Annotated in this window: 26 protein-coding genes; 15 read left to right on the top strand and 11 right to left on the bottom strand. The window is 71.7% G+C overall.

Annotated elements, in window-relative coordinates; genetic code table 11:
• Nucleotides 1–18: 18 nt before the first annotated feature.
• Complete coding sequence (locus RLT58_RS02760) at nucleotides 19–531, bottom strand: MarR family winged helix-turn-helix transcriptional regulator (RefSeq protein WP_311308750.1); 513 nt, start codon at nucleotides 529–531, stop codon at nucleotides 19–21.
• 80 nt (nucleotides 532–611) lie between these two features.
• Between RLT58_RS02760 and RLT58_RS02755 the strand changes: the two genes are divergently transcribed.
• Nucleotides 612–1,781: a PP2C family protein-serine/threonine phosphatase gene (locus RLT58_RS02755; RefSeq protein WP_311308749.1), complete on the top strand. Its 1,170-nt coding sequence runs from the start codon at nucleotides 612–614 to the stop codon at nucleotides 1,779–1,781.
• Here the strand turns inward: RLT58_RS02755 and RLT58_RS02750 are convergent.
• The 5 genes from RLT58_RS02750 to RLT58_RS02730 form a co-directional block, all read right to left on the bottom strand.
• Nucleotides 1,771–2,226, bottom strand: a complete 456-nt coding sequence (locus RLT58_RS02750; protein ID WP_311308748.1) for an ATP-binding protein — start codon at nucleotides 2,224–2,226, stop codon at nucleotides 1,771–1,773. The two genes, RLT58_RS02755 and RLT58_RS02750, sit on opposite strands and share 11 nt — an antisense overlap.
• Nucleotides 2,227–2,326: 100 nt before the next feature.
• Nucleotides 2,327–2,770 (bottom strand): response regulator, encoded by a 444-nt coding sequence (locus RLT58_RS02745; protein ID WP_311308747.1) that lies wholly within the window; start codon nucleotides 2,768–2,770, stop codon nucleotides 2,327–2,329.
• Nucleotides 2,767–4,386 carry a sensor histidine kinase gene (locus tag RLT58_RS02740; RefSeq protein WP_311308746.1) on the bottom strand — a complete coding sequence of 540 codons (1,620 nt, stop codon included), beginning with the start codon at nucleotides 4,384–4,386 and terminating at the stop codon, nucleotides 2,767–2,769. Before RLT58_RS02740 ends, RLT58_RS02745 begins: the two co-directional genes overlap by 4 nt.
• Entirely contained in the window at nucleotides 4,379–5,635 is a 1,257-nt protein-coding gene (locus RLT58_RS02735) for a PP2C family protein-serine/threonine phosphatase (protein ID WP_311314397.1), read from the bottom strand. The genes RLT58_RS02740 and RLT58_RS02735 overlap by 8 nt, the downstream gene beginning before the upstream one ends.
• Before the next feature lie 122 nt (nucleotides 5,636–5,757).
• Nucleotides 5,758–6,660, bottom strand: a complete 903-nt coding sequence (locus RLT58_RS02730) for an RNA polymerase sigma factor SigF (RefSeq protein ID WP_311308745.1) — start codon at nucleotides 6,658–6,660, stop codon at nucleotides 5,758–5,760.
• A 193-nt stretch (nucleotides 6,661–6,853) separates the two neighbouring features.
• Here RLT58_RS02730 and RLT58_RS02725 point away from each other — a divergent pair, with 193 nt between their 5' ends.
• The 11 genes from RLT58_RS02725 (at nucleotide 6,854) to RLT58_RS02675 (ending at nucleotide 17,274) form a co-directional block, all read left to right on the top strand.
• Nucleotides 6,854–8,338, top strand: coding sequence for an SDR family NAD(P)-dependent oxidoreductase (locus RLT58_RS02725; RefSeq protein WP_311308744.1), 1,485 nt, complete (start codon nucleotides 6,854–6,856; stop codon nucleotides 8,336–8,338).
• A gap of 347 nt (nucleotides 8,339–8,685) precedes the next feature.
• The gene (locus tag RLT58_RS02720) at nucleotides 8,686–8,862 is read left to right on the top strand and encodes a hypothetical protein (RefSeq protein WP_311308743.1); all 177 of its coding nucleotides are present in this window, start codon (nucleotides 8,686–8,688) and stop codon (nucleotides 8,860–8,862) included.
• 290 nt (nucleotides 8,863–9,152) lie between these two features.
• A complete protein-coding gene (locus RLT58_RS02715) occupies nucleotides 9,153–10,115 on the top strand; it encodes an urea transporter (RefSeq protein ID WP_311308742.1) in 963 nt (320 codons plus the stop codon).
• Nucleotides 10,116–10,151: 36 nt separating this feature from the next.
• On the top strand, nucleotides 10,152–10,457 hold the full coding sequence (locus tag RLT58_RS02710; protein WP_311308741.1) for an urease subunit gamma: 306 nt from the start codon (nucleotides 10,152–10,154) through the stop codon (nucleotides 10,455–10,457).
• A gap of 3 nt (nucleotides 10,458–10,460) precedes the next feature.
• Entirely contained in the window at nucleotides 10,461–11,315 is an 855-nt protein-coding gene (locus RLT58_RS02705; RefSeq protein ID WP_311308740.1) for a sirohydrochlorin chelatase, read from the top strand.
• A complete protein-coding gene (locus tag RLT58_RS02700) occupies nucleotides 11,312–11,800 on the top strand; it encodes an urease subunit beta (protein WP_311308739.1) in 489 nt (162 codons plus the stop codon). The genes RLT58_RS02705 and RLT58_RS02700 overlap by 4 nt, the downstream gene beginning before the upstream one ends.
• Nucleotides 11,800–13,524, top strand: coding sequence for an urease subunit alpha (ureC, locus tag RLT58_RS02695; protein WP_311308738.1), 1,725 nt, complete (start codon nucleotides 11,800–11,802; stop codon nucleotides 13,522–13,524). Before RLT58_RS02700 ends, ureC begins: the two co-directional genes overlap by 1 nt.
• 5 nt (nucleotides 13,525–13,529) lie before the next feature.
• On the top strand, nucleotides 13,530–14,276 hold the full coding sequence (locus tag RLT58_RS02690; RefSeq protein ID WP_311308737.1) for an urease accessory protein UreF: 747 nt from the start codon (nucleotides 13,530–13,532) through the stop codon (nucleotides 14,274–14,276).
• A 30-nt stretch (nucleotides 14,277–14,306) separates the two neighbouring features.
• Entirely contained in the window at nucleotides 14,307–14,927 is a 621-nt protein-coding gene (gene ureG / locus RLT58_RS02685) for an urease accessory protein UreG (RefSeq protein WP_311308736.1), read from the top strand.
• 1 nt (nucleotide 14,928) lies between these two features.
• Entirely contained in the window at nucleotides 14,929–15,888 is a 960-nt protein-coding gene (locus RLT58_RS02680) for an urease accessory protein UreD (RefSeq protein ID WP_311308735.1), read from the top strand.
• A gap of 36 nt (nucleotides 15,889–15,924) precedes the next feature.
• Nucleotides 15,925–17,274, top strand: a complete 1,350-nt coding sequence (locus tag RLT58_RS02675) for an ammonium transporter (protein WP_311308734.1) — start codon at nucleotides 15,925–15,927, stop codon at nucleotides 17,272–17,274.
• Here RLT58_RS02675 and RLT58_RS02670 read toward each other — a convergent pair whose 3' ends face one another.
• Genes RLT58_RS02670 through RLT58_RS02660 form a run of 3 tightly spaced genes read right to left on the bottom strand, consistent with a single transcriptional unit; the run spans nucleotide 17,275 to nucleotide 20,100 of the window.
• Complete coding sequence (locus RLT58_RS02670) at nucleotides 17,275–18,678, bottom strand: lipase maturation factor family protein (RefSeq protein WP_311308733.1); 1,404 nt, start codon at nucleotides 18,676–18,678, stop codon at nucleotides 17,275–17,277.
• A gap of 34 nt (nucleotides 18,679–18,712) precedes the next feature.
• On the bottom strand, nucleotides 18,713–19,249 hold the full coding sequence (locus tag RLT58_RS02665; RefSeq protein WP_311308732.1) for a DUF1990 domain-containing protein: 537 nt from the start codon (nucleotides 19,247–19,249) through the stop codon (nucleotides 18,713–18,715).
• A complete protein-coding gene (locus tag RLT58_RS02660; protein WP_311308731.1) occupies nucleotides 19,246–20,100 on the bottom strand; it encodes a YndJ family protein in 855 nt (284 codons plus the stop codon). The genes RLT58_RS02665 and RLT58_RS02660 overlap by 4 nt, the downstream gene beginning before the upstream one ends.
• Before the next feature lie 201 nt (nucleotides 20,101–20,301).
• Between RLT58_RS02660 and RLT58_RS02655 the strand changes: the two genes are divergently transcribed.
• Complete coding sequence (locus tag RLT58_RS02655; RefSeq protein ID WP_311308730.1) at nucleotides 20,302–21,522, top strand: DUF6777 domain-containing protein; 1,221 nt, start codon at nucleotides 20,302–20,304, stop codon at nucleotides 21,520–21,522.
• Nucleotides 21,523–21,529: 7 nt separating this feature from the next.
• Here the strand turns inward: RLT58_RS02655 and RLT58_RS02650 are convergent, their stop codons facing one another.
• Nucleotides 21,530–22,963 carry a carotenoid oxygenase family protein gene (locus RLT58_RS02650; RefSeq protein WP_311308729.1) on the bottom strand — a complete coding sequence of 478 codons (1,434 nt, stop codon included), beginning with the start codon at nucleotides 22,961–22,963 and terminating at the stop codon, nucleotides 21,530–21,532.
• 155 nt (nucleotides 22,964–23,118) lie between these two features.
• Between RLT58_RS02650 and RLT58_RS02645 the strand changes: the two genes are divergently transcribed.
• Both RLT58_RS02645 and RLT58_RS02640 read left to right on the top strand, forming a co-directional pair.
• Nucleotides 23,119–23,715, top strand: coding sequence for a DUF3159 domain-containing protein (locus RLT58_RS02645; RefSeq protein ID WP_311308728.1), 597 nt, complete (start codon nucleotides 23,119–23,121; stop codon nucleotides 23,713–23,715).
• Between the two features lie 185 nt (nucleotides 23,716–23,900).
• Nucleotides 23,901–24,893 carry a chitinase gene (locus RLT58_RS02640; RefSeq protein WP_311314396.1) on the top strand — a complete coding sequence of 331 codons (993 nt, stop codon included), beginning with the start codon at nucleotides 23,901–23,903 and terminating at the stop codon, nucleotides 24,891–24,893.
• 75 nt (nucleotides 24,894–24,968) lie between these two features.
• Here RLT58_RS02640 and RLT58_RS02635 read toward each other — a convergent pair whose 3' ends face one another.
• A complete protein-coding gene (locus tag RLT58_RS02635; RefSeq protein ID WP_311308727.1) occupies nucleotides 24,969–26,336 on the bottom strand; it encodes an FAD-dependent oxidoreductase in 1,368 nt (455 codons plus the stop codon).
• Between the last annotated feature and the right edge of the window lie 196 nt (nucleotides 26,337–26,532).

Here is a 26,532-nt window from a genome sequence, read left to right as displayed (position 1 = left end):
AGCAGGGGCTCGATGAAGCTAGGCGCTGTCCGCGATGTCGTCGCGGAGCCGGTCGGCCGGGCCCCGGCCGGAGGTGAGCCGCTGCGACGCGGCCGAGCGGAAGGCGGCCAGCCCCGCCGCGAGTGCCGACACATCGGCGGGCTGCATTTGCTCCAGCACGGCGGAGAGCTCACGCGTACGGATCGCGCGGTACTCCTGGAGCAGGGCCCGGCCCTGGCCGGTCAGCCGCAGCTCGACCTCACGCCGGCTCGTCGGACTCGGATCGCGCTGGACGAGGCCCATCGCCTCCATCCGGTCGCAGAGCCTGCTGACCGAAGGAGCGCGCGAGCCGAGCGCCTCACCGAGCGAGCGGAGGTTGCTGCCCTCCTGCTTCTCGATGACGAGCAGGGCCCGCAGCTGCGAGGGAGAGACCGTGCCCGGAGGGGCGGCCTCCTGGCCTCGGCCCCACAGCACCTCCAGCAGTTCCGAGGCGGCACAGACGTCCTCGGACACCCGCTCAAGGCGGTAGGGGAGTCCGGTGCGGTGGGGCATCACTCCACTCTGTCACCCGAAGCGTCCTCCTGTCAGCCCGGCCCCGTCCCCGCCACCCGACGAAGAATGAGCGGAAGACCGTGAACGCCCGCAACGAAATCGAGAGAGCCGTACGCGCCGCAGCACCCCACGCCCTGGTTGAGACGGTGCGCGACGCGCTCGCCGGCACATACGGCGCCCGGTCCGTGCAGCTGCTGCTGGCGGACTACGGGATGACCGTCCTCAAGCCGGTCGTGCCCACCCCGGGGCACGAGCGGACCCTGTCGATGCACAACAGCCCGCAGGGCCGGGCCTTCGGCAGCCAGCGCCCGCACGAGGAGCCGGCCGGCGACGGCGGCCTGGTCGACCACCACTTCCCCGTGACCGTGCGCGGCGAGCGCCTCGGCGTCCTCACCGTCCGCCTCCCGGCAGGCCCGCCCGTCCCGCAGACCATGGACGAGCTGGCCCATGTGGCCGACCTCCTGGGCCACGAGATCATCGTCGCCGAACGCGGCACCGACCACTACCAGCGGGCCCGCCGGATCACCCGCCTCACCCTCGCCGCCGAGATGCAGTGGCAGCTGCTGCCCGCCCGCGCGTTCACCGCGGCCGAGTACGCCATCGGCGCCCAGCTGGAACCGGCCTACGCCATCCACGGCGACAACTTCGACTGGGCCGCCGACGGCGACCAGCTGACCGTCGCCGTGACCAACGGCATGGGCGAGGGCATCCAGGCCTCGCTGCTCACCAACCTCGCCGTGAACGCGCTGCGCAACGCCCGCAGGGCCGGTATCGGCATCGCGGACCAGGCGGCCCTGGCCGACCAGGCGCTCTACGACCAGCACCGGGGCAGCGCCCATGTCTCGACCCTGCTGCTCCGCTTCGACCTGGCCACCGGCACGGTCGGCGCGGTGGACGCGGGCTCGCCGCAGCTGTGGCGGCTGCGCGGCCGGACGGTCACGCGGATGGACCTGGACGCCCAGCTCCCGCTGGGCATGTTCGAGGAGTCGCAGTACGTGGTGCAGGACTTCCGGGTGCGCCCGGGGGACCGGCTGCTGCTCGTCAGCGACGGGGTGTACGACGCGGTGTCGCCCGCCGGCGAGGCGTATGTCGAACGGGGGCTGGCCAGGGCCGTCCTCGCGACCCGGCTGCTGCCGGCGGCCTCGGTGCCCGGGGCCGTACTGCGTGAACTGGCGGACTACCGTGCCTCGGAACCGCTCGACGACGCCCTCGTCGTCTGCATCGACTGGTTCGGCAGGGTCAGGAGCTGAGCATGAACTCGGCCCGGATGCGCTTGCCGACCGGCACCCGCTCGGCGGTCAGGCGGTCGCACAGGGCCACCACGATCTCCATCCCGTGGCCGCCGAGCCGACCGGGGTCGGGGGAGTAGAAGACGGGCAGCGCGCTGCTGCTGTCGTACACCGTGACGCTGATCCGCTCCGCCGTGCCCTCCAGCTCCAGCAGATACGGGCCGTGGCTGTAGCGGTCGGCGTTGGTGACCAGCTCGCTCACGGCCAGCATCAGGTCATTGCGCGTATGGGTGCCGAGCACGGCCATCCACTCGGACACCAGACGGCCCAGGAAACGGTCGGCGAGGGCGCGTGCCTGGGAGATGCACCCCGGCTCGCCGTCGAACACCTCGGCGCTGTGCAGTGCCTCCGTGGGCGGACAGCTCCTGCGGGAGTCGTCCGGCCGGGAGATGGCCTGTTCGTTCATGTGCTCCAGCCAAGGGCGCAGCGGGGAGGTCGTCGACCTCTTTCTCGCTGATCGTGTACCCGCGTCGGGAGATCCCACTCCCAAGCATTGTCAGCAGATATTACGCGCGTCCGGGAAGCCGCACCACGGTCACGAAGAAGTCGTCGATCTGGCGCACCGCCGCGATGAACTGGTCGAGGTCGACCGGCTTGGTGACATAGGCGTTGGCGTGGAGTTTGTAGCTGCGCAGGATGTCCTCCTCGGCGGAGGACGTCGTCAGGACGACCACGGGGATCAGCGCGAGCTCCGGGTCCTGCTTGATCTGCTCCAGCACCTGGCGGCCGTCGTACTTGGGCAGGTTCAGGTCCAGCAGGATCAGGTCCGGGCGGGGCGCACCGCTGTGGGCGCCGCGGCGGTAGAGGAAGTCGAGCGCCTCCTCGCCGTCGCGGGCCACATGGAGGTTGTTGCGGATCTTGTTGTCCTGGAACGCCTCGCGCGTCATCAGCTCGTCGCCCGGGTCGTCCTCGACGAGAAGGACCTCGATGGGCTGCACAGGGGTGTTCACGCGGCGTCTCCGGAGATCTCGGCGGGGGGTGCGGTGTCGGTGGGCGCCGCCGGGGCCTCGGCCTCGGCGGGCAGGGAGAAGTGGATCCGGGCGCCCCGGCGGGATTCGGGATCCAGCCAGATCCGGCCGCCGTGGAACTCGATGATCTTGCGGCACAGGGCGAGGCCGATCCCCGTCCCGTCGTACTCGTCACGGGCGTGCAGCCGCTGGAAGATGACGAAGACCTTCTCCGCGAACTCGGGCGCGATCCCGATGCCGTTGTCCGTGACGGTGAAGTGCCAGCTGTTGTCCTCCCGCACGCAGCCGACCGTGATCACGCACGGCTCCTCCGGGTCGCGGAACTTCACGGCGTTGCCGATGAGGTTCTGCCAGATCATCGCGAGCGTCGTCGGGTCCCCGGTCACCTCGGGCAGCGGGTCCTCACGGACGATCGTGGTGCCCGACTCCTCGACGACCAGCGCCAGGTTGGCCAGCGCCCGGTCCAGCGCCCGGTCCAGATCGACGGAGGTCCAGCTGTCGTGGACCCGGCCGACCCGGGAGAACGTGAGCAGGTCGTTGATCAGCACCTGCATGCGCTTGGCGCCGTCCACCGCGAAGTCGATGTACTGCTTGCCGCGCGCGTCCAGCTCGGTGCCGTACCGCTTCTCCAGCAGCTGGCAGAACGAGGCCACCTTGCGCAGCGGCTCCTGGAGGTCGTGTGAGGCGACATAGGCGAACTGCTCCAGCTCCGAGTTGGACCGGCGCAGCTCCTCGGTCTGCTGGGCGAGCAGCTCCTCCCGCTCCTGCGCCGCGTCCAGTTCCTCGACCAGCCGGCGCCGCATGTCCTCGACCGCGGCGGCCATCGCCCGTACGTCGGACGGACCGCCGACCTGGATCCGGCGGCGGAAGGCGCCGGCCCGGACCCGGAGCGAGGCGTCGGCCAGGGTGGTGAGCGGCCGTCCCACCATCCGGTGCAGCAGCAGACTGAGGGAGACCACACACACCACGAACACGATCACCAGGGCGATCAGGACCCGGTCGCGTGTGTCGCGTGCGTCGTTGAGCTGGGCGCGGGCCCGGTCCCTGGCGGTGTCCAGATGGGCCTGCTGCGTCCCGTACAGCCGCCGCAGGGTGTCGAAGGCGGCCTTGCTCTCGCCGGTCCTGACGGCGGAGCGGCCGGCCGGGCCGTCGCGGCGGACGGCGGCGATCAGCGGGTCCGCGTGGACCCTGCGCCACTCGGCGGAGGCGGTGGCGATCCGGTCGAGATCGCGGGCGTACGGCTGGACGTCGCCCATCGCCGAGCGCACCCGGGCCAGCCGGTCCCGCTCGGCGCGCTTGCCCTCGTCGTAGGGTTGGAGGAAGGAGAGGTCGCCGGTCAGGGCGTAGCCCCGGACGCCCGTCTCCTGGTCGAGCAGCGCGTTCTGCAGCTGGAAGGAGGCGGAGCGGGCGGGCTGGATACGGTCCACCAGCTCGGTGGTCCGGTCGGATATCCGGGCCAGCACCAGACCGCCGACGACCAGGCAGGCGCAGACGACGAGGACGAAGCCGCCCAGGATCAGATGGACCCAGTTCTGGACGGACAGGCGGGAGATCCGGCCACGCCGTATCGGGGTGTCGTCCGGGGTGTCGTCACTCATGAGGCGTCCTTCTCCAGGCTAGGTGCAGGACGGCCACGTCGTCCGCGAGCCCGCCGTAGGGGGCGGCCGCCCCCGCGGCGCCCGCGACCAGTGCGTCGATGAAGGGGCGGGCGGCGAGGGCCGCCTTCTCGCGGGCCATGCCGAGCAGCCCTTCCTCTCCGAGCCGTGTGTCCGGGCCGGTGCGGCCCTCGAAGAGTCCGTCGGTGAACAGGACGAGCCCGGCGCCCGGGGCGAGCGCCAGCTCGGTGCTCGCCCACTGGCCGTGCCCGGGCAGCAGCCCCAGCGCGATGCCGCCCTCGGGCTCCACCCACTCGACGCCCGTGCCCTGGCGCAGCAGGAGGCCGGGGTGGCCCGCCCTGACGACGCCGACCCGGTCCCCGCCGGGCGGGAAGACGAGGGTGGTGACGGTCGCGAAGACATGGGGGTCGGAGCGCTCGGCGACCAGGATCGCCTCCAGCAGGGCGAGCTGCTCCAGCGGATCGGTCCCGCACAGCACGGCCGTACGCCAGGCGACCCGCAGGCACACCCCGAGCGCCGCCTCCGCCGCCCCGTGGCCCGACACATCACCGATGACCGCGTGCACCGTGCCGTCGGCCGTCTGGACCACGTCGTAGAAGTCACCGCTCAGCAGGCCGTGGGCGCGGCCCGGTTCGTAGCGGGCGACGGCCTCGAACGCGTCGTCGTTCAGCAGCGGCACGGGCAGCAGCCCGCGCTCCAGCCGGGCGTTCTCCTGGGCCATCAGCTGGTTGGCGCGCAGGGCGGCCGCCGCGCGCTCGACCTGCTTGCGCTGGAGGGAGTAGCGGATCGCGCGGGACAGGGCCTGCGGGTCCAGCCGCCCCTTGACCAGATAGTCCTGGGCGCCGGTGGCCACCGCCTCCAGTCCCGCGTCGGCCTCCGCCAGACCGGTCAGGACCACGATGGCGGCGTCCGGGGTCGACTCGACGATCTGGGTCACGGCCCGCAGGCCGTGCACATCGGGCAGGTGCAGATCGAGCAGCACACAGACGGGCGTCCGGTGCGCGCGCAGGAACGTCAGCGCCTCGGACAGGGTCTTGCACCAGGTCAGCGCCGAGTCCAGCTCACCGTCGGCGAGCATCTCCTCGACGAGCAGCGCGTCCCCCGCGTCGTCCTCGACGAGCAGAATGGCGGCGTTCACATCCCAGACGGAACGCAGTCCGGCCGCTTCGGAGACCGCCTGGGCCGGCACGGAGGCCGGGGCCGGGGGTCTGACCGGGGCGCCGGTGCGCATCTCAGCCACGCTTCACCTCTCGTTGCCGCCGCTCGGGCGGCCCGCCGTTGCCCCGCAGCATATGTGAACGACGCCCGCCGCTTTGCGGTCGGGCGTCGTTCGATGCGGGGGAGGCGGCGAGATCAGGCCTCGACGGACATCCCTTCCCGCAGCCGCTTCACGATGCGGGCCAGCAGACGGGACACATGCATCTGGGAAACGCCGAGTTCGGCACCGATCTGGGACTGCGTCATCTCCTGGCCGAAACGCATCTGGACGATCCGGCGCTCACGCTCGTCCAGCTGCTCCAGCAGGGGCGCCAGGGTGTGCAGGTTCTCCACCGTCTCCATGCCGGGGTCGGCGTCGCCGATCACATCGGCGTACGACCGCTGGTCGTTGCCGGAGTCGGTCTCGGCGGAGGGGGTGTCCAGCGAACCGGCCGAATACCCGTTGGCCGCGACGAGGCCCTCGATGATCTCTTCCTCGGGGAGGTCGAGGTGGGCGGCGAGCTCCTTGACCGTGGGGTCGCGGTCGAGCTCGGCGGAGAGCTGCTCCTTCGCCTTGGCCAGATCGACCCGCAGCTCCTGGAGCCGGCGCGGGACGTGCACGGCCCACGTGGTGTCGCGGAAGAAGCGCTTGATCTCGCCCACGATGTAGGGGACGGCGAACGTGGCGAACTCGACGTCGCGCGAGAGGTCGAAGCGGTCGATGGCCTTGATCAGACCGATGGTGCCGACCTGGATGATGTCCTCGGTGTCGTCACCGCCGCGGTTGCGGAAGCGCGAGGCGGCGTACCGCACGAGCGAGAGATTCATCTCGATGAGGGTGTTGCGCGCGTACTGGTACTCGTGCGTGCCCTCTTCGAGGGTCTGCAGCCGGTCGAGGAACAGCTTCGACAGAGCACGTGCGTCCTTCGGGGCCACCTTGCCGGTGTCCTCGATCCACGGCAGCTCAGCGGTCCCGGCGCCGCTGAGCGCGCCGGTCCCGTCGGAAAGCGTGCGCGTGTCGCCGAGGACTCCGGCGGTCTGCTCCGTCGTGGTCGCCATGATGATGTCGCCCCTCCAGTTGCCAAGTGCGTCTGCAGTCGCTTGCCCCGTATCCGCGAGCTCATGCCCAAGAGGTGCGAAGTTTTTTTCCGCCCCCGGCGCACCCGAATGGAGCAGCGCGCGAATCATGGCAAACTTGACCGGGGCGTTCGCGCCGAGAGAGTCCGGCGGACGAGTACACAGAGGAACGGCAATGACGGTGACACAGGACGGCCCCGAGCTCGTGCCCGGAGTCGAGGAGTTCGGCCCCGGCATCGACCCGGAGCGGCTGGCCGTCTGCCTGAGCGTGCTCGACGAACTCGACACCATCGAGGTCGACCACCCGGACGCCGTCGCGGTGCGCCGTGCCACCGCCGGGATCTACCGGACCGTGAAGCAGCGCCGCCGCCAGGAGCGCCGGGCCGCCAAGACCGCGCACGACAAGGCCGTGACCGAGGCCACCGCGACCGGTTCCGCCGAGCGCATCGACGACGAGACCCAGGGCGTCCTGCCGTCCTCCTCCGCCACCGCCGAGATCGCGGGCGTCCTCCAGCGGCCCCGGTCCTGCTACATCTGCAAGACGCGGTACGTCGAGGTCGACGCGTTCTACCACCAGCTCTGCCAGGAGTGCGCCCGGGAGAACCGCGCCCGCCGCGACGCCCGCACCGACCTCACCGGCCGCCGCGCGCTGCTCACCGGCGGCCGCGCCAAGATCGGGATGTACATCGCGCTGCGGCTGCTGCGTGACGGCGCGCACACCACGATCACGACCCGCTTCCCCAACGACGCGATCCGCCGTTTCAAGGCGATGCCGGACAGCGACGAGTGGATCCACCGGCTGAAGATCGTCGGCATCGATCTGCGCGACCCGGCCCAGGTCGTCGCGCTGGCCGACTCGGTGGCCGCCGAGGGCCCGCTGGACATCCTGATCAACAACGCGGCGCAGACCGTCCGCCGCTCGCCCCAGGCGTACAGCGAACTGGTCGTCGCCGAGTCCGCCCCGCTGCCCGCCGGCGAGCTGCCGGCCGCCGAGGTGATCGGCACCTTCGGCAGCGGCAGCGTGGACCGGGTCGCGGCCCTGCCCGCCGCCCGCAGGGAGGGGCTGAGCGCGCAGGAGGTCACCGAACTGGCGCTGGTCACCGGTTCCGCCTCCCCGGCGCGCATCGCCGCCGGCACCGCGATCGACGCGGGCGGGCTCGTCCCCGACCTGCATCACACCAACAGCTGGATCCAGACAGTCGACGAGGTCGAGCCGATCGAGCTCCTCGAGGTCCAGCTCTGCAATTCCACGGCCCCGTTCATCCTCATCAGCCGGCTCCGTCCGGCGATGGCGGCGACCGCGGCCAAGCACTCCTACGTGGTCAACGTCTCCGCGATGGAGGGCGTGTTCGGCCGGGGCTACAAGGGCGCGGGCCACCCGCACACCAACATGGCCAAGGCCGCGCTGAACATGCTGACCCGCACCAGCGCCCAGGAGATGTTCGAGAAGGACGGCATCCTGATGACCGCCGTGGACACCGGGTGGATCACCGACGAGCGCCCGCACCCCGACAAGATGCGGCTGGCCGAGGAAGGCTTCCACGCCCCGCTCGACCTGGTCGACGGAGCCGCCCGGGTCTACGACCCGATCGTGCGCGGCGAGGCGGGCGAGGCGCTGTACGGCTGCTTCCTGAAGGACTACGCGCCCGCCAACTGGTAGTCACCCGGACGCCCTGCGTCCGTGCGCCCCCGAGGACCCGGCCGGAAATCGATTCTGGCCGGGTCCTTTCGGTATGTGGTGGCTGAAAGTGACCCATGGCACACGTTCCATCGAGCACGGATGCGCTCATTTGGTTACTCTGATGTGAACGGACGTCATCGAGGAGTCCACGAACCTTCCTCGACCGTCCTGGGACAGGCTTGTCAACCAAGTCGCCGTCCCGCCCCGTACCCGGCGCCACCGCGACCGAACTGTTCCTGCCCCTGCCCCGCACGGGCAGCTGATTCCCGGTAATGAGGCCGGGGCGTCGGCGACGCCCGGGGCTTTGCGACACAAAGGAGTGCGCGGTGACGACACCAGAACTGACGAAGCACGACGAACGGCCGGCCGAACGGCGCGGAAAGCCTGCCCCCGGACCCGAGAAGCTCCAGAACATCGATGTCTGGGCCAGGTCCGCCCCGATCCGGCTGGCGGGCTACGAGGACGACCTCGCCGAGCCGCACATCCTGCCCGGCATCGACTGAGCCACGGTCGACCGAGTCACGGCTGAGTGCTTCACCCGGCTCCGGTTCCGCCCCGAAGGGGGAGGGGCCGGAGCCGGGTCATGTCACCCCCGCCGGCGCCGTAGCGGGCGGCGCCGGTGCTCTCCCCGGCCCCTGCGTGCGGGACGCGCGGGCCCTGTACCCGAGTGGGCTACTCGGATCCAACTCAGCGCGACAATGGCACTTTTGCGTGGCTTGATGGCATGTGTAGGCCATCGCCGCGCTCGTCCCCGCGAAGCGGCATCTCATCTGCCGAGTCGCTGGAGACCGCCTTGCCCCTCGCCGAGCCGGAGATCGTCCGGCGGCTGGAGAGCCGCCAGCCGTCCGCGTACCTCCTGGCCTCCCTGCGGGGCGTCGGGCAGGTCGACTTCCAGTCGGCCCTGCCGACCGGCGCGTTCATCCTCGCCGGGCTCTGGGCGGCCGGCTGGGAGACGGGGCTGTTCGCCACGCTCGGCACGCTCATCGCCACCGCGACCGCCTACGCACTGGCCGTCGACCGGGGAAGCATCGCGCTCGGCCTCCAGGGGTTCGCGGGCTGTCTGACCGGCATCGCCCTCGTCTCCTCGCTCGGCCACCACGCCTCCACGTATGTCCTGACCGTCGTCGGCGCCGTCATGTGCACCCTTCTGATGGCGGCCCTCGGCACCCTCCTCGCCCCGTACGGGCTCACGCCGATGACGGCCCCGTTCTGCCTGGTCTCCGGGGTGATGGTGCTGGGCGCCCCGTCCTTCGACCGGATCTGGCACGGCGCCCCGGCCGCTGTCGCCAGTACCACGCGCGGTGACACCGGACTGTCGTGGCACGACCTGTGGCACGCGTTCTTCAACAACGTCTCGCAGGTCTTCCTGGTCGAGAGCTGGTACGTCGGCCTGATCATGCTCATCGGCCTCGCCTTCGCCGGGCCGCGCGTGGTGCTCTACGCAGCCGCCGGCAGTGTCGCCGGGATCGTCGCCGCCTGGGCACTGGGCGCGCCGACCGACCTGATCGCCAACGGCATCTACGGCTACAACGCGGTGCTCGTGGCCATCGCCATCGGTGCCGTCTTCATGGCCGACACCGTCTGGACGGGGGTCTACGCCCTGTTCGGGGCGGCGGTCAGCACCGGCCTCACCGCCTCGCTGACCTCCTTCTTCAAGCCGTTCGGCGGCCACACCTTCACCTGGCCGTTCATCCTCACCACCTGGACGCTGCTGGCGGCCGTTCCCCTGCTGCCCCGCCTGCGCCGGAGCGAGTGACCCCGCCCCCGACACACCCTCAGGAAGGTACCCACGATGAACCTCGCCCCCCGCGAGATCGACAAGCTGCTGGTGTACGTGGTGGCCGACCTGGCCCGCAAGCGCCAGGGACGCGGCCTCAAGCTCAACTACAGCGAGTCGGTCGCGCTGATCACCGAGGCGATCCTCGAGGCGGCCCGTGACGGGAAGAGCGTCGCGGACTGCATGGAGCTGGGCCGCCATGTCGTGGGCGAGGCGGACACCATGCCCGGGGTACGGGAGATGCTGGGCCTGCTCCAGGTCGAGGCGTCCTTCGTCGACGGGACCAAGCTGGTGTCCTGTCACGACCCCATCGGCGGCTGATCCGTGGCCGGATCCGCCGTCATCGCCGTGTGCGGCCACGAGGCCGCGTACGGGCGGGCGCTGGACGGACTCGTGGACCCCGGGGTGAGCGTCGTGCCCAACGGGCGCGCCCTGTTCCGGAGCATCGCGGCCCACCGGCGCCGGGGCGAGGAGTGCGTGGTCGTCCCGATGACGCTCGGCCGCGACCCCGGGCTCGTCGCGGACGCCGCCCGCACCCTGCGCGCGGTCCCCGGCGCCCGCCCCGGCGCCACCCTGCTCGCCGAGCCGTTCGGCACCGCCCAGCACCTCGTGGGCTGGCTGCGCGCCGCCGCGGGGCGGGTGGCCGCCGGGTCCGCCCTGCTGGTCACGGCCCCGTCCGGCGACCCGTTCGAGGACGCCGAGCTGTACCGGATCGCCGCGCTCGTGCGCCGTTACGGCCGGCGCGGCCCGGTCGAGGTGGCGTTCACCGGCGGCGAACCGGATGTGGCCGAGGGCATCCGCCGCTGCCGTCTGCTCGGCGCGGAGCGCGTGGCGCTGCTGTCGGCCGCGTTCGCCCCGGCGGAACCGGCGGAACCGGCGGAACCGGCGGACGGGTCTTCGCCGGGGACCGGCTCCGCGGGCCCGCTGCTGCCCGCCGCCGCCCTGCGCCGGGTCCTGGCCGAGCGGGTGGCCGGCGCCCGGCAGCGCTGGAGCGCGCACGGCGACGACGGCGTCACGGCCGGGCTGGGCGCGGCCGACCACCACGGCCACGCGCACACCCACCCGCCGGGCGAGGGCCACGACCACGCCACCGGCCACCACCACGGGCACGGCCCCGCGCACACGCACCGCCACCCGTCCGCCGATGGAGCGGACCGAGCCATCAGGAGCATCGCATGACGTTCCGTCAGAAATATCTGTACGGCAAGGGCCCCATCGAGCTCAACGCGGGCCGCCGCACCCTGAAGGTCACCGTGAGCAACACCGGCGACCGGGCCGTGCAGGTCGGATCGCACTACCACTTCTTCGAGGTCAACTCGGCGCTGTCGTTCGACCGCCAGGAGACGCTCGGGATGCACCTCAACATCGCCGCCGGGACGTCCGTGCGGTTCGAGCCCGGCGGTTCGCGCGAGGTCGAGCTGTGCGCGTACGCCGGGACCGGCCGGCTCACCGGCTTCAGCGGGCTGCTCAACGGCAGCCTCGCCTCCCATCCCGCACGCGTCGAAGCCGTCCGCAGGGCCATCGAGCGCGGCTTCCAGGGCGCGCAGAACGCCCCCGACGCCAAGGGCGCCGGGGCGGCCGGGGGCGGGGCCAGGAGCGCCAAGGACGCCAAACCCGCCAAGCCTGCCAAGGCCACCAAGGAAAAGAAGAAGGGTTCGCGCTGATGCCCATCCTGCCCCGCAAGCAGTACACAGACATGTTCGGCCCGACGGTCGGCGACCGCTTCTACCTCGCCGACACCAATCTCCTCGTCGAGGTCGAAAAGGACTACAGCGAGGGCCTGTACGGCGACGAGGTCGTCTACGGCGGCGGCAAGACGATGCGGGACGGCATGGCCGCCGACCCGCAGGCCACCTCCGCCCAGGGCGCGCTGGACACCGTCATCACCAACGTGGTGGTCATCGACCCCATGGTGGGCGTCGTCAAGTGCGACATCGGCATCAAGGACGGCTTCATCGTCGGCATCGGCAAGTCCGGCAACCCGCAGACACAGAACAACGTCGATCCGAACCTGGTCATCGGACCCGGTACGGAGGCCATCGCGGGGGAGCACCTCATCGCCACGGCGGGTGCCATCGACACCCATGTCCACCTGATCTCCCCGCAACAGGCCGAACAGGCCCTCACCAACGGCATCACCACCCTCATCGGCGGCGGCACCGGGCCCACGGACGGCTCCAACGGGACCACCTGCACCCCCGGCCCGTACAACATCGCCAGGCTCCTCCAGGCGGCCGAGGCCTTCCCGGTCAACCTCGGCATCATGGGCAAGGGCAACGGCAGCCTGCCGGAGGCGCTCAACGAGCAGGTCGTGGCGGGCGCCTGCGGGCTCAAGGTGCACGAGGACTGGGGCTCGACCCCCGCCGTCATCGACAACGCGCTCAACGTCGCCGACGCGCACGACGTCCAGGTCTCCATCCACACCGACAGCCTGAACGAGGGCGGGTTCTTCGAGGACACCCGCTCCGCGATCGACGGCCGGGCCATCCACACCTTCCACAGCGAGGGCGCGGGCGGCGGCCACGCCCCCGACATCCTGCGCGTCGCCGGCGAGCCCAACATCCTGCCGTCGTCCACCAACCCGACCCTGCCCTACACCAAGAACTCGGTGGACGAGCTCCTGGACATGGTCATGGTCTGCCACCACCTCAGCCACGACATCCCCGAGGACGTGTCCTTCGCCGACAGCCGGGTGCGGGCCGAGACCATCGCCGCCGAGTCGGTGCTGCACGACCTCGGTGTCATCAGCATGTTCTCCTCGGACTCGCAGGCCATGGGCCGGATCGGGGAGTCCGTCACCCGGGCCTTCCAGACCGCGCACCACTGCAAGGACAAACTCGGCACGCTGGAGGGCGACTCGGCGCGCAACGACAACCAGCGGGTGCTGCGCTACCTCGCCAAGCTCACCATCAACCCGGCCATCGCCTCGGGCATCTCCGACCACGTGGGCTCGATCGAGAAGGGCAAGCTCGCCGACATCGTGCTGTGGCCCATCCACTCCTTCGCCGCCAAGCCGAAGATGGTGATCAAGGGCGGGATCATCTCCTGGGCCCAGATGGGCGACCCCAACGCCTCGCTGCCGACCCCGCAGCCGGTGATCTACCGGCCGATGTTCGGCCAGTACGGCAAGGCGCTCCCGGCGACCCACGCCACCTTCATGTCCCAGGCGGGCATCGCCGCCGGGGTGCCGGAGGAACTGGGCCTGGAGCGCCACATCCTGCCCGTGCGCCGCACCCGCACCATCGGCAAGCACAACATGATCCGCAACGACGCCCTCCCGGACATCCAGGTCGACCCGGAGACGTTCAAGGTCACGCTCAACGGCAAGGTCGCCACCATCGACCCGGCCGAGACGCTGCCCCTCAACCACCTGTACTTCCTGGTCTAGGGCCGATGTACCGCAAGGAGGGCGACATCGCAGGCGAACCGGCCCCTGCGGGGACCGCCGCCGGGACGGGCCTCGGACCCCTGCTGGTCAGCCTCCAGCTGACCGACTCGGCGTTCCCGAGCGGCTTCTACACGCTCTCGCACAGCCTGGAGGGCTTCGCGCAGGCCGGGGCCGTCGGCCCCGGCACGGTCGCGGCGCTGCTGGAGGACCTGCTGCTGCACGGTGTCGGACCCGCCGACGCCACCGCGCTCGCCCTCGCCCACCGGGCGACCGCGGCGGGCGATCCCGACACCGTCGTCCGGATCGACGAGCACCTCTTCGCCACCAAGCTGGGCCGCGAGATGCGCCAGGCCGCGACCCGGACCGGCCGCCAGCTCCTGGACCTCGGCCAGGAGGTCTTCGGCCGCCCCGAGATCGCCGACCACTTCGGACGGGTCGTACGCCGGGAGACTCCGGGCACCCAGGCGGTGGCCGCCGGGGTCATCTACGCGGCGACCGGGGTCCCGGTCCGCCAGGCCGTCGCCGCCGACCTGTTCGCGTTCTGCGTCAGCTTCGCGGGCGCGGCCCTGCGGCTGCGGCTGACCGACCACCGGACGACCCAGACCCTGCTGCGCGGCGCCGCCCCCGTCATCGAGGAGGCCGTCGAGGCGGCGCTGCGCCGGGAGCTCGACGACGTCGGCGCCACCGTGTTCGCCTCCGACCTCATGTCGGGCCGTCACGAACGGGCCGAGGCCCGCCTCTTCGCCAGCTGACCACCACTCCACGACACCCCAGGGAGCACCATGGACGACAACGTACTTCGGGTCGGCATCGGCGGACCCGTCGGATCCGGCAAGACCGCCCTCATCGAGGCGCTGGTACCGGTGCTGATCGCCGCCGGCCGCCGCCCCTCCGTGATCACCAACGACATCTACACCCAGGAGGACGCCCAGCACATCCGCCGCACGCTGGCCGGGGTCCTGGAGCCCGAGCGCGTCGTCGGCGTCGAGACGGGCGCCTGCCCGCACACCGCCGTGCGCGACGACCCCACGATGAACCTGGCGGCCGGCGCCGAGATGCTGGAGCGCTTCCCGGACACCGACACGCTGCTCTACGAGTCCGGCGGCGACAACCTCACCCTGACCTTCAGCCCCGCCCTGGTGGACCTCTTCCTCTTCGTGCTGGACACCGCCGAGGGCGAGAAGATGCCCCGCAAGCGCGGCCCCGGCATCACCGAGTCCGATCTGCTCGTCATCAACAAGATCGACATCGCGCAGTACGTCCGCACCGACATCGGCGTCATGGAGTCCGACGCCCACCGGGTCCGCGACAACCGTCCCGTCGTCCTGACCGACTGTCTGACCGGGGTCGGCATCCAGGACATCGCCGGCTACCTCGAGTCACGCCGCAAGGTGCTGATCTGAGATGACGCCCGCCCCGCAGCGGCCGCGCCCCGACCGGCTCGCCGAGGAGTACTACACCCCGGTCCGCGTCCCCCCGGAGGTGGCCGCCCTGGCCTCCGTACCGGACACGCTGGCACCCGGCTCCCCGGCCAAGGTCGGCATCCTGGATCTCGCGTTCGCCGTGCGGGGCGGGCGTACCGAACTCGTCGGGCGCTACCAGAAGACCCCGCTGCAGATCATGCGGCCGCTCTGGATCGACCCCGAACTGCCCGGCATGAGCTATGTGTACCTGATGGCGACCGGCGGCGGCGTCGCCCAGGCCGACCGCTACCGGATGGACTTCCGCTGCGGCCCGGACACCCAGGTCCATCTGACCACCCAGGCCGCCACCAAGGTCTTCCGGATGGAGCACGACTACGCGAGCCAGCGGGTGCATCTGACGGCGGAGGCCGGGAGCTACGTCGAGTATCTGCCGGACCCGCTCATCCCCTTCGAGGACGCCCGCTTCTACCAGCGCACCGAGGTCACGGTCGCACCCGGCGCGACCGTCCTGGTCGGTGACACCCTCACCGCCGGACGGCTCGCCCGGGGCGAACGCCACACCTACCGGGTGCTCGCCACCGACCTGCGCGTCACCCGCCCCGACGGCACCCTGCTCGCCCTCGACACCCTGCGGCTCACCCCCGGGGAACAGGGCGAAGGCGTCCTTGGCCCCGGGGTGTTCGCCGGGCACGACCATGTCGCCTCGCTCTTCGTCGTCACCGACCGGGTCCCGGCCGCCGCACTCGCCGACGCCCTGCACGAGGCGCTCGCCGGGCTCGGCGTCCTGTACGGGGTGAGCGTCCTGCCCCACGACTGCGGCGCCTGGCTGCGGCTGCTGGACGACAGCCCGATCCGGGTGGCCGCGGCGCACCGGGCCGCCTGGCACGCCGCACGGCTGCTGCTCACCGGCCGTCCGGCCCCCGACCTGCGCAAGCCGTAGCCCTCCCGCCCCCACACCCACACGAGGTATCCGCCGATGAACACCGCTCCCGCGCCGATGCCGGCCGCGTACGACTCCGGGGACACCGCCTGGCTGCTGGCCGCCACCGCCATGGTGCTGCTGATGACGCCCGGTCTCGCGTTCTTCTACGGCGGCATGGTGCGCACCCGGCACGTGCTCATGATGATCAAGATGAGCTTCGCCGCCCTGGCCTTCGGCACGCTCGTCTGGTGGGTCATCGGATACACGCTGGCGTTCGGACCCGACGTCGGCGGCGCGGGCCTGATCGGCAACCTCGACCACGTCTTCATGCGCGGGATCGAACTGAACACGCTGACCGGAGCCATCCCCACCTACATCTACAGCACCTTCCAGATGGGCTTCGCCATCATCACGGTGGCGCTGATCAGCGGCTCGATCGCCGACCGGGCCCGGATGCGGGGCTGGCTCGTCTTCGTCGTCCTGTGGCTGCTGATCGTCTACATCCCCGTCGCCCACTGGGTGTTCGACCCGGACGGCTGGATCGTCAGGCACCTCGGCGCACTCGACTTCGCCGGGGGGCTGCCGGTGGAGCTGAACTCAGGGGTCGCGGGCCTCGCCGTCGCGCTCGTGCTGCGCGCGCCGCGCGACTTCGCGCGCACCGAGGAGCGGCCCAACAACATCCCGCTCGTGGTGATCGGGGTCGGGCTGCTGTGGTTCGGCTGGTTCGGCTTCAACTCCGGCTCCGCGCTGACCGATCAGGGCGCCGCCGCGGCGGCCTTCCTCAACACCCAGCTCGGGGCGGCGGGCGCGATGGTCACCTGGCCGCTGGTGGAGAAGTGGCGCACCGGCCGGGTCACCACGACGGGCGTGGTCTCGTCCGCCGTCGCCGGGATGGTCGCCATCACCCCGGCCTGCGGGGAGATCAACACGCTCGGCGCGGTCGTCACCGGTCTCGTCACCGGCGCGGTGTGCGCCTTCGCCATCACCCTGAAGTTCCGGTTCGGTGTGGACGACACGCTCGACGTGGTCGGGGTGCACGGGGTCGGCGGACTCATCGGCCTGATCATGGTCGGGCTGTTCGCCACCGCCCGTATCAGCGGCAAGGAGGGCCTGTTCTACGGAGGCGGCTGGGGGCTGCTCGGCAAACAGCTCGTCGCGATCCTGTCCGTGCTCGCCTTCTCGTTCATCCTCACCTGGCTCATCGCCAAGGCCGTGGACCTGACCGTCGGCTTCCGCGCCGACCGGGCGTACGGCCGGGTCCCCGGCGAGGACGAGGAGCGCGCGTACGACTTCGGGACGGCCGAGCGCCTGGGCGCCCTGGTCTCCGGCAAGCCGCCGGCCGACGACGACGTGCTCGTCGAGAAGATCCACGCCCTGCTCCGGGCGCGCCGCGACGGGCGCTAGCTACGCCTTCGTCGGGCGCAGGAAGTCACGCACGAAGGTGCGGTCCCACCAGCGTCCGGTGGTCCGCAGTTCGTGCCAGGTGGTGTAGCGGTAGCGGAACACCCGGGCGCGGACATGGGCGGGCGGGGTGTCGGGAAACGGGTTGTGCCGCAGCAGCCGCAGGGTGTCGCGGTCGTTGGCCAGCAGCCGGTCCACGAACGGGCCGAACCAGGGGCGGGCGTACGCCGGCGACAGCGCCGCGAACCACATCATCCAGTCGAGCCGCAGATGGTACGGGGCGAACTGGCGCGGCAGCCGCCGGGGATCGCCCGGCTTGCCCCGGAAGCCGTACTCCTTCCACACCGTGCCCGGGTGGACGCGGCGTTCCTCGGTGCCCTCGACCACCACCTCCAGCCGGACCCGGCTGATGCTGCCGAACGCGCCGTAGGTGTTGACCAGGTGCAGCGGGTCGAAGGAGCGGTTCATCACCTGCCGGCGGGAGACCAGATTGCGGGCTGGGCGGTAGCTGAGGACCAGCACCAGCGCGGTGACGGCGAGGACCACCGCCTCGTACCAGACGGGCGCCCCGGGCCGGGCGCGCTCCTCGGTGACCAGGGACCAGTCCAGGGCGGGCAGGGCGAGCGCGATCGTCAGCCAGTTGAGCCAGGCGAAGTTGCCCGAGAGCACCAGCCACAGCTGGGTGACGATCATCAGGGCGGCCGCCGCGCCCGCCACCGGCTGCGGGGTGAAGAGCAGGAGCGGGACGAGGAGTTGGGTCACGTGGTTGGCCGCGGCCTCGGCCCGGTGCAGCGGCCGGGGGAGCCGGTGGAAGAACCAGCTCAGCGGCCCCGGCATCGGCTGGGTCTCGTGGTGGAAGTACAGACACGTGAGCTTGCGCCAGCACGCGTCACCCCGGATCTTGATGAGCCCGGCGCCGAACTCGACCCGGAACAGAGCCCAGCGCAGCAGCCACAGCACGAGCACCGGCGGCGCGGTGTCCGCGTTGCCGAGGAAGACCGCGAGGAACCCGGTCTCCAGCAGCAGCGACTCCCAGCCGAAGCCGTACCAGACACCGCCGACCTGCACGATCGACAGGTACAGCGCCCAGGGCAGGGCCCACAGCGCCATCGCCGCCCCGAGCGGGACGCGGTTGTCCACGCCCGCGAGCAGGGCGACGGCGAGTGCGCAGCCCGTCCAGGCGACCAGCGCGAAGAAGCGGTCGGAGTAGTGCAGGCGGAAGAGCCCGGGGGCGGTGCGCCAGTCCGTGCGCCGCAGGAGCGCGGGGACCGGCAGCATGCCGCGTGTGCCGATCAGCGCCCGGAACTGGAGCGCGGCGGTGAGGAAGGCGAACAGATAGATGACGGCCAGCGCCTTCTGGAAGACCAGCCGGCCGAGCCAGTACCCGTCTGCGGTGAACCATTGCATCGACTCCAGTATCGGCCCGCCGGGGCTCCCGGGCTCACCGGCCCGGCCGTTCGCGTTCCGCGCGCTGTTCCGCGACGATCCGGCGCAGGGTGCGGCCGAGCCGGCGCGCGTACCAGAGCTGGACGGGCGGGACGAGTGGCCCGGCGAGCCGGGCGTACCAGCGCAGCGGCCTGCTGAACGCCATCACCCGGAACGACACCGTGCCGTCCTCGGCGAGTTCGGCCACGAAGCACTCCTCGCCGCACTCGGGATGGCGGGTCAGGGTGCCGTAGGCGAACCCGATCCGCCCGGGGCCGTACTCGGCCCAGATGACCCGGCAGGGCGCGGTGAACCGCAGCGGTCCGACGCCCAGCGCCACCCGAACGGACGTGCCGGCCTCGGCGCGGGGTGCCGACGCCTCGACGTGGGCTCCGGAGCGGCGGTGCATCCGGAACTCGGTGATCGCGGCTCCGGCCGCCTCGAAGTCGGCGCGGCCGTGCCCTATCCGGGTGCGGTGGTGCAGGTGGTGGTAGCCGTCGGGGAGCGGGCCGAGCCGGGTGGCGCCGACCTCGGGGTAGGTGAGGGTGCTCATCGGGTCCTTCCTTGGTTGTCGGTGCGGTGGGTCAGGCGCCGCCAGGCGAGGACCGAGCAGAGCGCGAAGCCCAGCGCGTTGCCCACGCCGTGGGTGGCGGCCATCCACAGGAGGCCGGGGTGCGGAAGCCCGGTGGCCTCGCCCAGCGCCCAGCTCAGGGCGAGGACCATGGTCAGCGCCAGGACGGCCGCCGAGACGGCCAGCAGCAGCCGGGTGGTCCGGTCGCGGTGGGCGGGGCGCACCGTGCGCCAGGTCAGCAGTGCCACGGTCCACATACCTGCCGTCAGCACGACTGCCCCGGCCAGTTCGGCCCAGTCGCCGATGAAGTAGCCGATCAGCACGAGCAGGGTGCCCAGCGGCACGCTCAGTGCGGCGAACCGGCCCGCTCTGCTGTCGGCCACCCGGCTCACCAGCCCCGAGACCAGGGCAGCGGCGAATCCGGCGAAGTGGAAGTGCGGCACGGTCAGCGCCAGGATCCCGAGCCCGAAGCCGAACAGCGGCCGGCCCGCGCGCTCGGCGACCAGCGCGGTGGCGGCGACGGCCGGGGTGGCCAGGGCGGTGAGCAGGGCGATCTCGGCGGGCGCGGTGGCGGCGGACCGCAGCGGCCCGTCGCGGCGGGCGATACGGGGGAGCGTGTGCAGGGCCAGGAGCGCGGCCCCGAGTCCGTAGCAGAGGGCCAGGACGGTGGCGGGCGTACCGCGCGGCAGCCAGAGCGATACGGCACCGGGTGCGGCGAACAGGGGCCACCACCGCCGTATGTGGTCCAGCTCCGGCGCGTCCGCCAGCCGCAGTCCGGCCGGCACGATCACCAGCATGCCGAGCATCACGATCAGACCGACCAGGACCGACATGGCCCACCCCCCACTGTGTTGAACACGTTCAAGTGCTGCCGATGCCGACTCTAGGGGCTTTCTTGAACGCGTTCAAGCGGCCCGCCCGCCCGACCCGGGGGACGGCTGCCCGCCGGGGGCCTCCGGCTTGCGGGGGACGGTGAAGTGGGGCAGACATGAGAGGACGACCCGGCACCGGTGACCAGGCAAGGAGACCTCTTCGTGCACTCACGCATACGCCTGCGCCGCACCGCGTTCGCCGCGCTGTCCGCCGGGATCCTGCTCGCCGCGGGCTGTGCGCGGGAGACCTCGGGCGGCGGCAGCGGCACCACGGGGGCGGCCGGCGCCGAGGACGTCGTCCTCCAGCCGGCCGCCGGGCGGGGATCCGACCCCTTCACCGGTTCGACCGCGAAGACACCCGGGGCGGGCCCCGACGCCTCGCGCCCGGGGGAGCGGCGGACGACCGCGCCGGGCGGCCGGACCCTGCACATCCTCCCCGGGTCGACCCCCGGCCTCTACGCGGGCACCCGCTCCGCCGCCTCCTGCGACGTCGAGGAACAGATCCGCTTCCTCGCGGCGGACCCGGCCAGGGAGAAGGCCTTCGCGCAGGCCGCGGGCGTGGCCGAGTCGAAGGTCCCGGACTTCCTGCGAGGCCTCACGCCCGTCCTGCTGAGCGCCGACACCCGGGTCGGCAACCACGGCTTCCGGGCGGGGGCGGCCACCTCCTTCCAGTCCGTCCTCCAGGCGGGCACGGCTGTGATGGTCGACAGCCACGGCCTCCCGCGCGTCCGCTGCGCCTGCGGCAACCCGCTGTCCCCGCCGGCCGGGCTGCGGGACGCGTCGGCCGACCGGGGCGAGCGCTGGGCGGGGTACGACCCCGGGCGGATCGTGGTGGTCGAGCCCGCCGCGCGGCCCGTGTCGGACCTGATGATCGTCGATGTGGAGCACGGCACCTGGATCCAGCGGCCGTCCGGCGACGAGGGCGCCGGCGACCGGACGCCTGCCGTGCCCCCGCCCTACGACCCGGGCACCGATCTCACCCGGCCGCTGCCCGACGCCTCACCGAGGCCGAAGCCGTCGAAGAGGTCACCCGGGCCGTCCGAGCCCACGCCCTCCCGCTCGCTGTCACCGGAGGACTGCCCGACCCCCGAGGCGCCCACGCCGCCCGGTGAGCCGGCGGCCGTCACCGAGGGGCCGGGCGAATGGGCCGGGGACTGCCCCACGCCGACCGGCGTCCCGTCGGGCGACCCCACCGACGGGTACCCGGAGCCGTTCCCGGAGCTTCCGACGGACGAGCCGCCGGGGGTGCCCACGGAGCCGGACGAGCCGCCGGAGGACCTGGTGCCGCTCATGACCGACGAACCGCAGACCTCCATCCGGCTCCCCCGGCGGGACGGGGACCAGGACGCCCCCGGGGACATCGCCGAGCCCGCCGGCTGGTGAGGGGCGTTCACTCCTGGGTCGGCAGCCAGTTCCCGTGCAGCCCCAGCGGGACCCGTACCGGGATCCGCACCCGGGCCACCGGGCCCGAGGCCGGGTCCTCGGCCGGGAGGACCAGCAGCCAACTGCTGGAGTCGGTGCGGTCGGTGGCGTACGTCATCCAGTAGCCGCCCTCGCCGGGAGCGGTGCCCGGGACGGGAGCGAAGACGGGCTCGCCGACCGAGAGGTTCCCGGCCTGCCACGCCACGCAGGTGCCCGAGGTGTCCCTGCCGTCGTACCAGCGCAGTTCGTCGAACTCGCCGGGCAGCAGATCCGGGTTCCCCGAATCCGACGCCACGGCCAGCTGGCGGTGGTGACGGCCGATCAACCGGTCGTCCGTGCGCGGGAGTTCCATCCTCGCGTCGTCCAGCACGGTCCGGCTCATCGTGCCCGCGACGGGGTCGATGACCGCCCGGACCAGCCCCGCCGTGTTCGGCTGCCCGCCCTCGTCGGGTGTGCCCAGGGCGAGCCGCGTCCACTGCACGTAGTCCAGCACCACATCGCCGCCGCCGGGCTCGGTGTCGTACGCGTTGACGGTGTGCCACAGCCAGAACGCCTCGTCGGACGCCCAGCGCACCGGACCGCCGTCCCGGGAGACCAGGGCCACCCGGGTGCCGCGCTCGGGCCGCCAGTCGATCATGGAGCCCCCGCTCATCGCGGCGGCGATGTCGAAGAACACCGGTGCCAGCACGATCACCAGGAACCGTTCGGTGAGCGCCATGTCGTGGATCATCATCGGCTCGTCGAGCCCGTCGACGGTGGTCGGACCGCGGGCCACCGTGCCGTCGGGGTCGATGGCCGACCAGGTGAGGTAGGGCGGTTCCAGGCCGTAGCAGAAGACCAGCATCTCGCCGGTGACCGGGTCGATCTTCGGGTGGGCGGTGATCCCGGCCGGCAGCGCCCCGCCGAACGTCTCCTTGCCGGCCGTCTCCAGCTCCGGTGTCATCAGGAACGGGCAGTCGGACTCGGCGAGCGCCAGCAGCCGTCCGGCGTGGCGCACCACGTTGATGTCCGGCAGATCGCGGAACGTGCCGGCCAGTTCCGGTTCCACGTCCGGCACCTGAGGCATGATCATGGACTCGATGCCGCCCCACAGTGCCCGGCCCGCGCGCTCCTCGGCAACCACGGCGGGTGTCCGCACGAAGCGGTTGCGGTAGCGGGCCCGGCCCCCGGAGATCCACACGCCGTGCAGCATGCCGTCCCCGTCGATCGGATAGAGGAACGAACCGATCGGGGTGAAGCGGGGGTTGGGGCCGTTGCGCAGGAACAGTCCGTCGAGTTCAGCCGGCAGCTCGCCCGTCACCCGCAGGTCCGCCTCGTCGACCTCCTCGGTGACCGGGGCGAAGCGGCCGGAGAGATGGACGACACGGGCCGGGTCGAAGGTCCGCGAGGCATGCGTGGCCATAGTGGCCTCCCTTGCCGTGCTGATCCTTCATTCAAACTCCGGCCCGCACCGGCTGCAACGCGGGCCGCGGAGGTGGAGATGCGGGGGCCGGGCGGGGGCTTCACCATGGAAGACGCGGCAGGGTGCCGTGCCGGGCCACATCCCGGAGGTGTCCGGTGAACGAGGCCAAGTCCGGTCGGCGGACCGGGAATCTGCTCTTCGCGTTCGCCCCGTGGATCATCTTCGACGTCATCGCCTCCCCCAGCACCTGGGAGTACGCCGCGCTGGCCGGCCTCGTCGCCGCTGTTGTGCTCAACCTGCCCGACATGCGCCGGGGTTCGTACAAGGTGCTGGAGGTCACCGGCATCGTCTTCTTCGTCGTGCTGAGCCTCCTGGCGCTCTTCCTGGACCGGCAGGACCTGTACTGGGTGGAGCGGTACGCGCAGGTGCTCTCCAGCGGGGTGATCGCCGTGGTGGCGCTCGGCTCGCTCGCGTTCGTCCCGTTCACGGAGCAGTACGCGCGCGAGTCCACGCCCCGCGAGGTGTGGGGCAGGCCCGTCTTCCGCCGGGTCAACCGGGTGCTGACGCTGGTCTGGGGCGTGGTCTTCGCGATCACCGCGGTGCTCGGCCTGATCGCGGTCCACACCTCGTCCGGCTCGGACTGGCTGAACTGGATCATTCCGGTCGTCCTGCTGGTCCTGGCGGTCCGCTTCACCGAGCGCTACCCGGACCGGGTGCGCGAGCGTTCCCGCAGCGAGAGCCCCGCTCCCTAGGGACCGACGGGCTCCGCTTCTGGTCCAGACCTATTGACGGAAGGTCTGGACCACTTTACGTTGGGCGCGTTCGTGGTCCTGGCCCGAGTTGTCAGGGGCATGCCGAATCAGGAAGGGGTGCCGCCGTGTTCGGTCGCACATCACGTCTGCTGGGGGTCGGCCTCGCGGCGGCATGCATCGTCCCGATGCTGGTCGCGGCGACGCCGAAATCCGCGCAGGAGGACACCTGCGCGGTCAAGCCGAAGCCGTCGGGCAAGGTGCTCCAGGGCTACTGGGAGAACTGGGACGGCGCGGCCAACGGTGTGCACCCGCCGCTGGGCTGGATCCCGGTCACCGACAGCCGCATCACCCAGCACGGCTACAACGTGCTCAACGCCGCCTTCCCGGTGATCCTCTCCGACGGCACCGTCCTGTGGGAGGACGGGATGGACTCCACGGTGAAGGTCCCGACCCCGGCGGAGATGTGCCAGGCGAAGGCGTCCGGCCTGACCACCCTGATGTCGATCGGCGGTGCCACCGCAGGGATCGACCTCAGCTCCACCGCCGTCGCCGACCGCTTCGTCGAGACGGTGGTGCCGATCCTGAAGAAGTACAACTTCGACGGAATCGACATCGACATCGAGACCGGCCTCAGCGGCAGCGGCGACATCAACCAGCTCTCCGCCTCGCAGTCCAACCTGATCCGCATCATCGACGGCGTGCTCGCGCAGATGCCGTCCAACTTCGGCCTGACGATGGCGCCGGAGACGGCCTATGTGACCGGCGGCAGCGTCACGTACGGCTCGATCTGGGGCGCTTACCTGCCGATCGTGAAGAAGTACGCGGACAACGGCCGGCTCTGGTGGCTGAACATGCAGTACTACAACGGCAGCATGTACGGCTGCTCCGGCGACTCGTACGGTGCGGGCACCGTCGAGGGCTTCACCGCGCAGACGGACTGCCTGGACCAGGGACTCGTCATCCAGGGCACCACGATCAGGGTGCCGTACGACAAGCAGGTCCCGGGGCTGCCCGCACAGCCGGGCGCCGGCGGCGGCTACATGGCGCCCGGCCTCGTCTCGCAGGCCTGGAACCACTACGGCGACAGCCTCAAGGGGCTGATGACCTGGTCGCTGAACTGGGACGGCTCCAAGGACTGGACCTTCGGTGACAACGTGAAGGCGCTCCAGGGCCGCTGACCGGCCCTTGCCGCACCGCGACGGCCCCGGAACCCCCGCGCGGGGGTTCCGGGGCCGTCGCCGTACGCGGAGGTGTCAGCTGTCGGCCCCGGAGGCGTCCAGCATGCCCTCGCGCTCGACGACCTTCACCCGCTCGCGGCCCTGCGCCTCGCCCAGGGCGCGCTCGTGGGCGTCCAGGCGGTACCAGCCCTCGCGGGTGGTGTAGCGGACGCCGCGCGCCCGGAGGAACTCCACGACGGCCTCCGGCTCGGGCTGCGCCGGCGCGGGCAGCCGGCCGGCGGTGTGGTCCTCCAGCAGGCAGGCGACCGTCTCGTTGGCGTCGCCCTTGGTGTGGCCGATCAGGCCGATCGGACCGCGCTTGATCCAGCCCGTGACGTACACCGACTCCATCGGCTCCCCGCCCGCCAGGACCCGGCCGGCGGCGTGCGGGACCGTGCCGGACGCGACGTCGAAGGGCAGCTTGGCCAGCTCCTGCGAGTAGTAGCCGACCGCGCGGTAGACGCTCTGCACGTCCCAGTCGTGGAAGGTGCCGGTGCCGCGCACATTGCCCGTGCCGTCCAGCTCCGTGCGCTCGGTGCGCAGGCCGACCACGCGGCCGTCCTCGCCGAGGATCTCCACCGGGGACTCGAAGAAGTGCAGGAAGAGCTTGTGCGGGCGGTCGCCGACATCGCGGATCGCCCAGTTCTCCAGCGTGGAGGCGACCATGTTGGCCTGCTTGTTGCCCCGGCGGGTCTCGATCGAGCCCGCGTCGTAGTCGATGTCCTCGGGGTTGACGATGACCTCGATGTTCGGCGAGTGGTCCAGCTCCCGCAGTTCCATCGGGCTGAACTTCGCCTGGGCCGGGCCGCGGCGTCCGAAGACGTGCACCTCCAGGGCCTTGTTGGCCTTGAGGCCGTCGTAGACGTTGGCGGGGATCTCGGTCGGCAGCAGTTCGTCGGCGGTCTTGGCGAGGATGCGGGCCACGTCCAGGGCCACGTTGCCGACGCCCAGCACGGCGACCTTCTCGGCCTCCAGCGGCCAGGTGCGCGCCACGTCCGGGTGGCCGTCGTACCAGGAGACGAAGTCGGCGGCGCCGTAGGAGCCGTCCAGCTCGTTGCCCGGGATGTCCAGGGCGCGGTCCGCGTCGGCGCCGGTCGAGAAGATCACGGCGTCGTAGAAGGTCCGCAGCTCGTCGAGGCCGAGGTCGTTGGGGTAGTCGACATTGCCGAAGAGCCGCAGCTGCGGCTTGTCCAGGACCTGGTGCAGAGCCTGCACGATGCCCTTGATCCGCGGGTGGTCGGGGGCCACGCCGTAGCGGATCAGGCCGAAGGGGGCCGGCATCCGCTCGAGCAGGTCGATCGAGACACCCGGGTCGGCGGCGGCGTCGGATTTGAGCAGCGCGTCCGCTGCGTAGATGCCGGCGGGACCGGCTCCGACGATGGCGACGCGGACGGGGCGTGTCATGGAGGGCTGTTCCTTAGAACGGACGAACAGGGGCAGGGCGGACCCTGGTAAGGGTTGGCTTAGTAGTCCGCTCCGTGGCACACGTTAGCCGCTGCTCCCGCCCGGTTTCGGAGCGGGGCGGCGTTCTGGGGCGATATCCGGTACCCCGCACCGATGCCGCCCGCCGCGTTTCCTTGGGAATCGGCACTCCCGGACG

The sequence above is a fragment of the Streptomyces sp. ITFR-16 genome (assembly GCF_031844705.1).
Classification (GTDB): Bacteria; Actinomycetota; Actinomycetes; order Streptomycetales; family Streptomycetaceae; genus Streptomyces.
The sequence above is the reverse complement of the archived record's forward strand: the minus strand, read 5'-3'. Positions and strand labels throughout refer to the sequence as shown.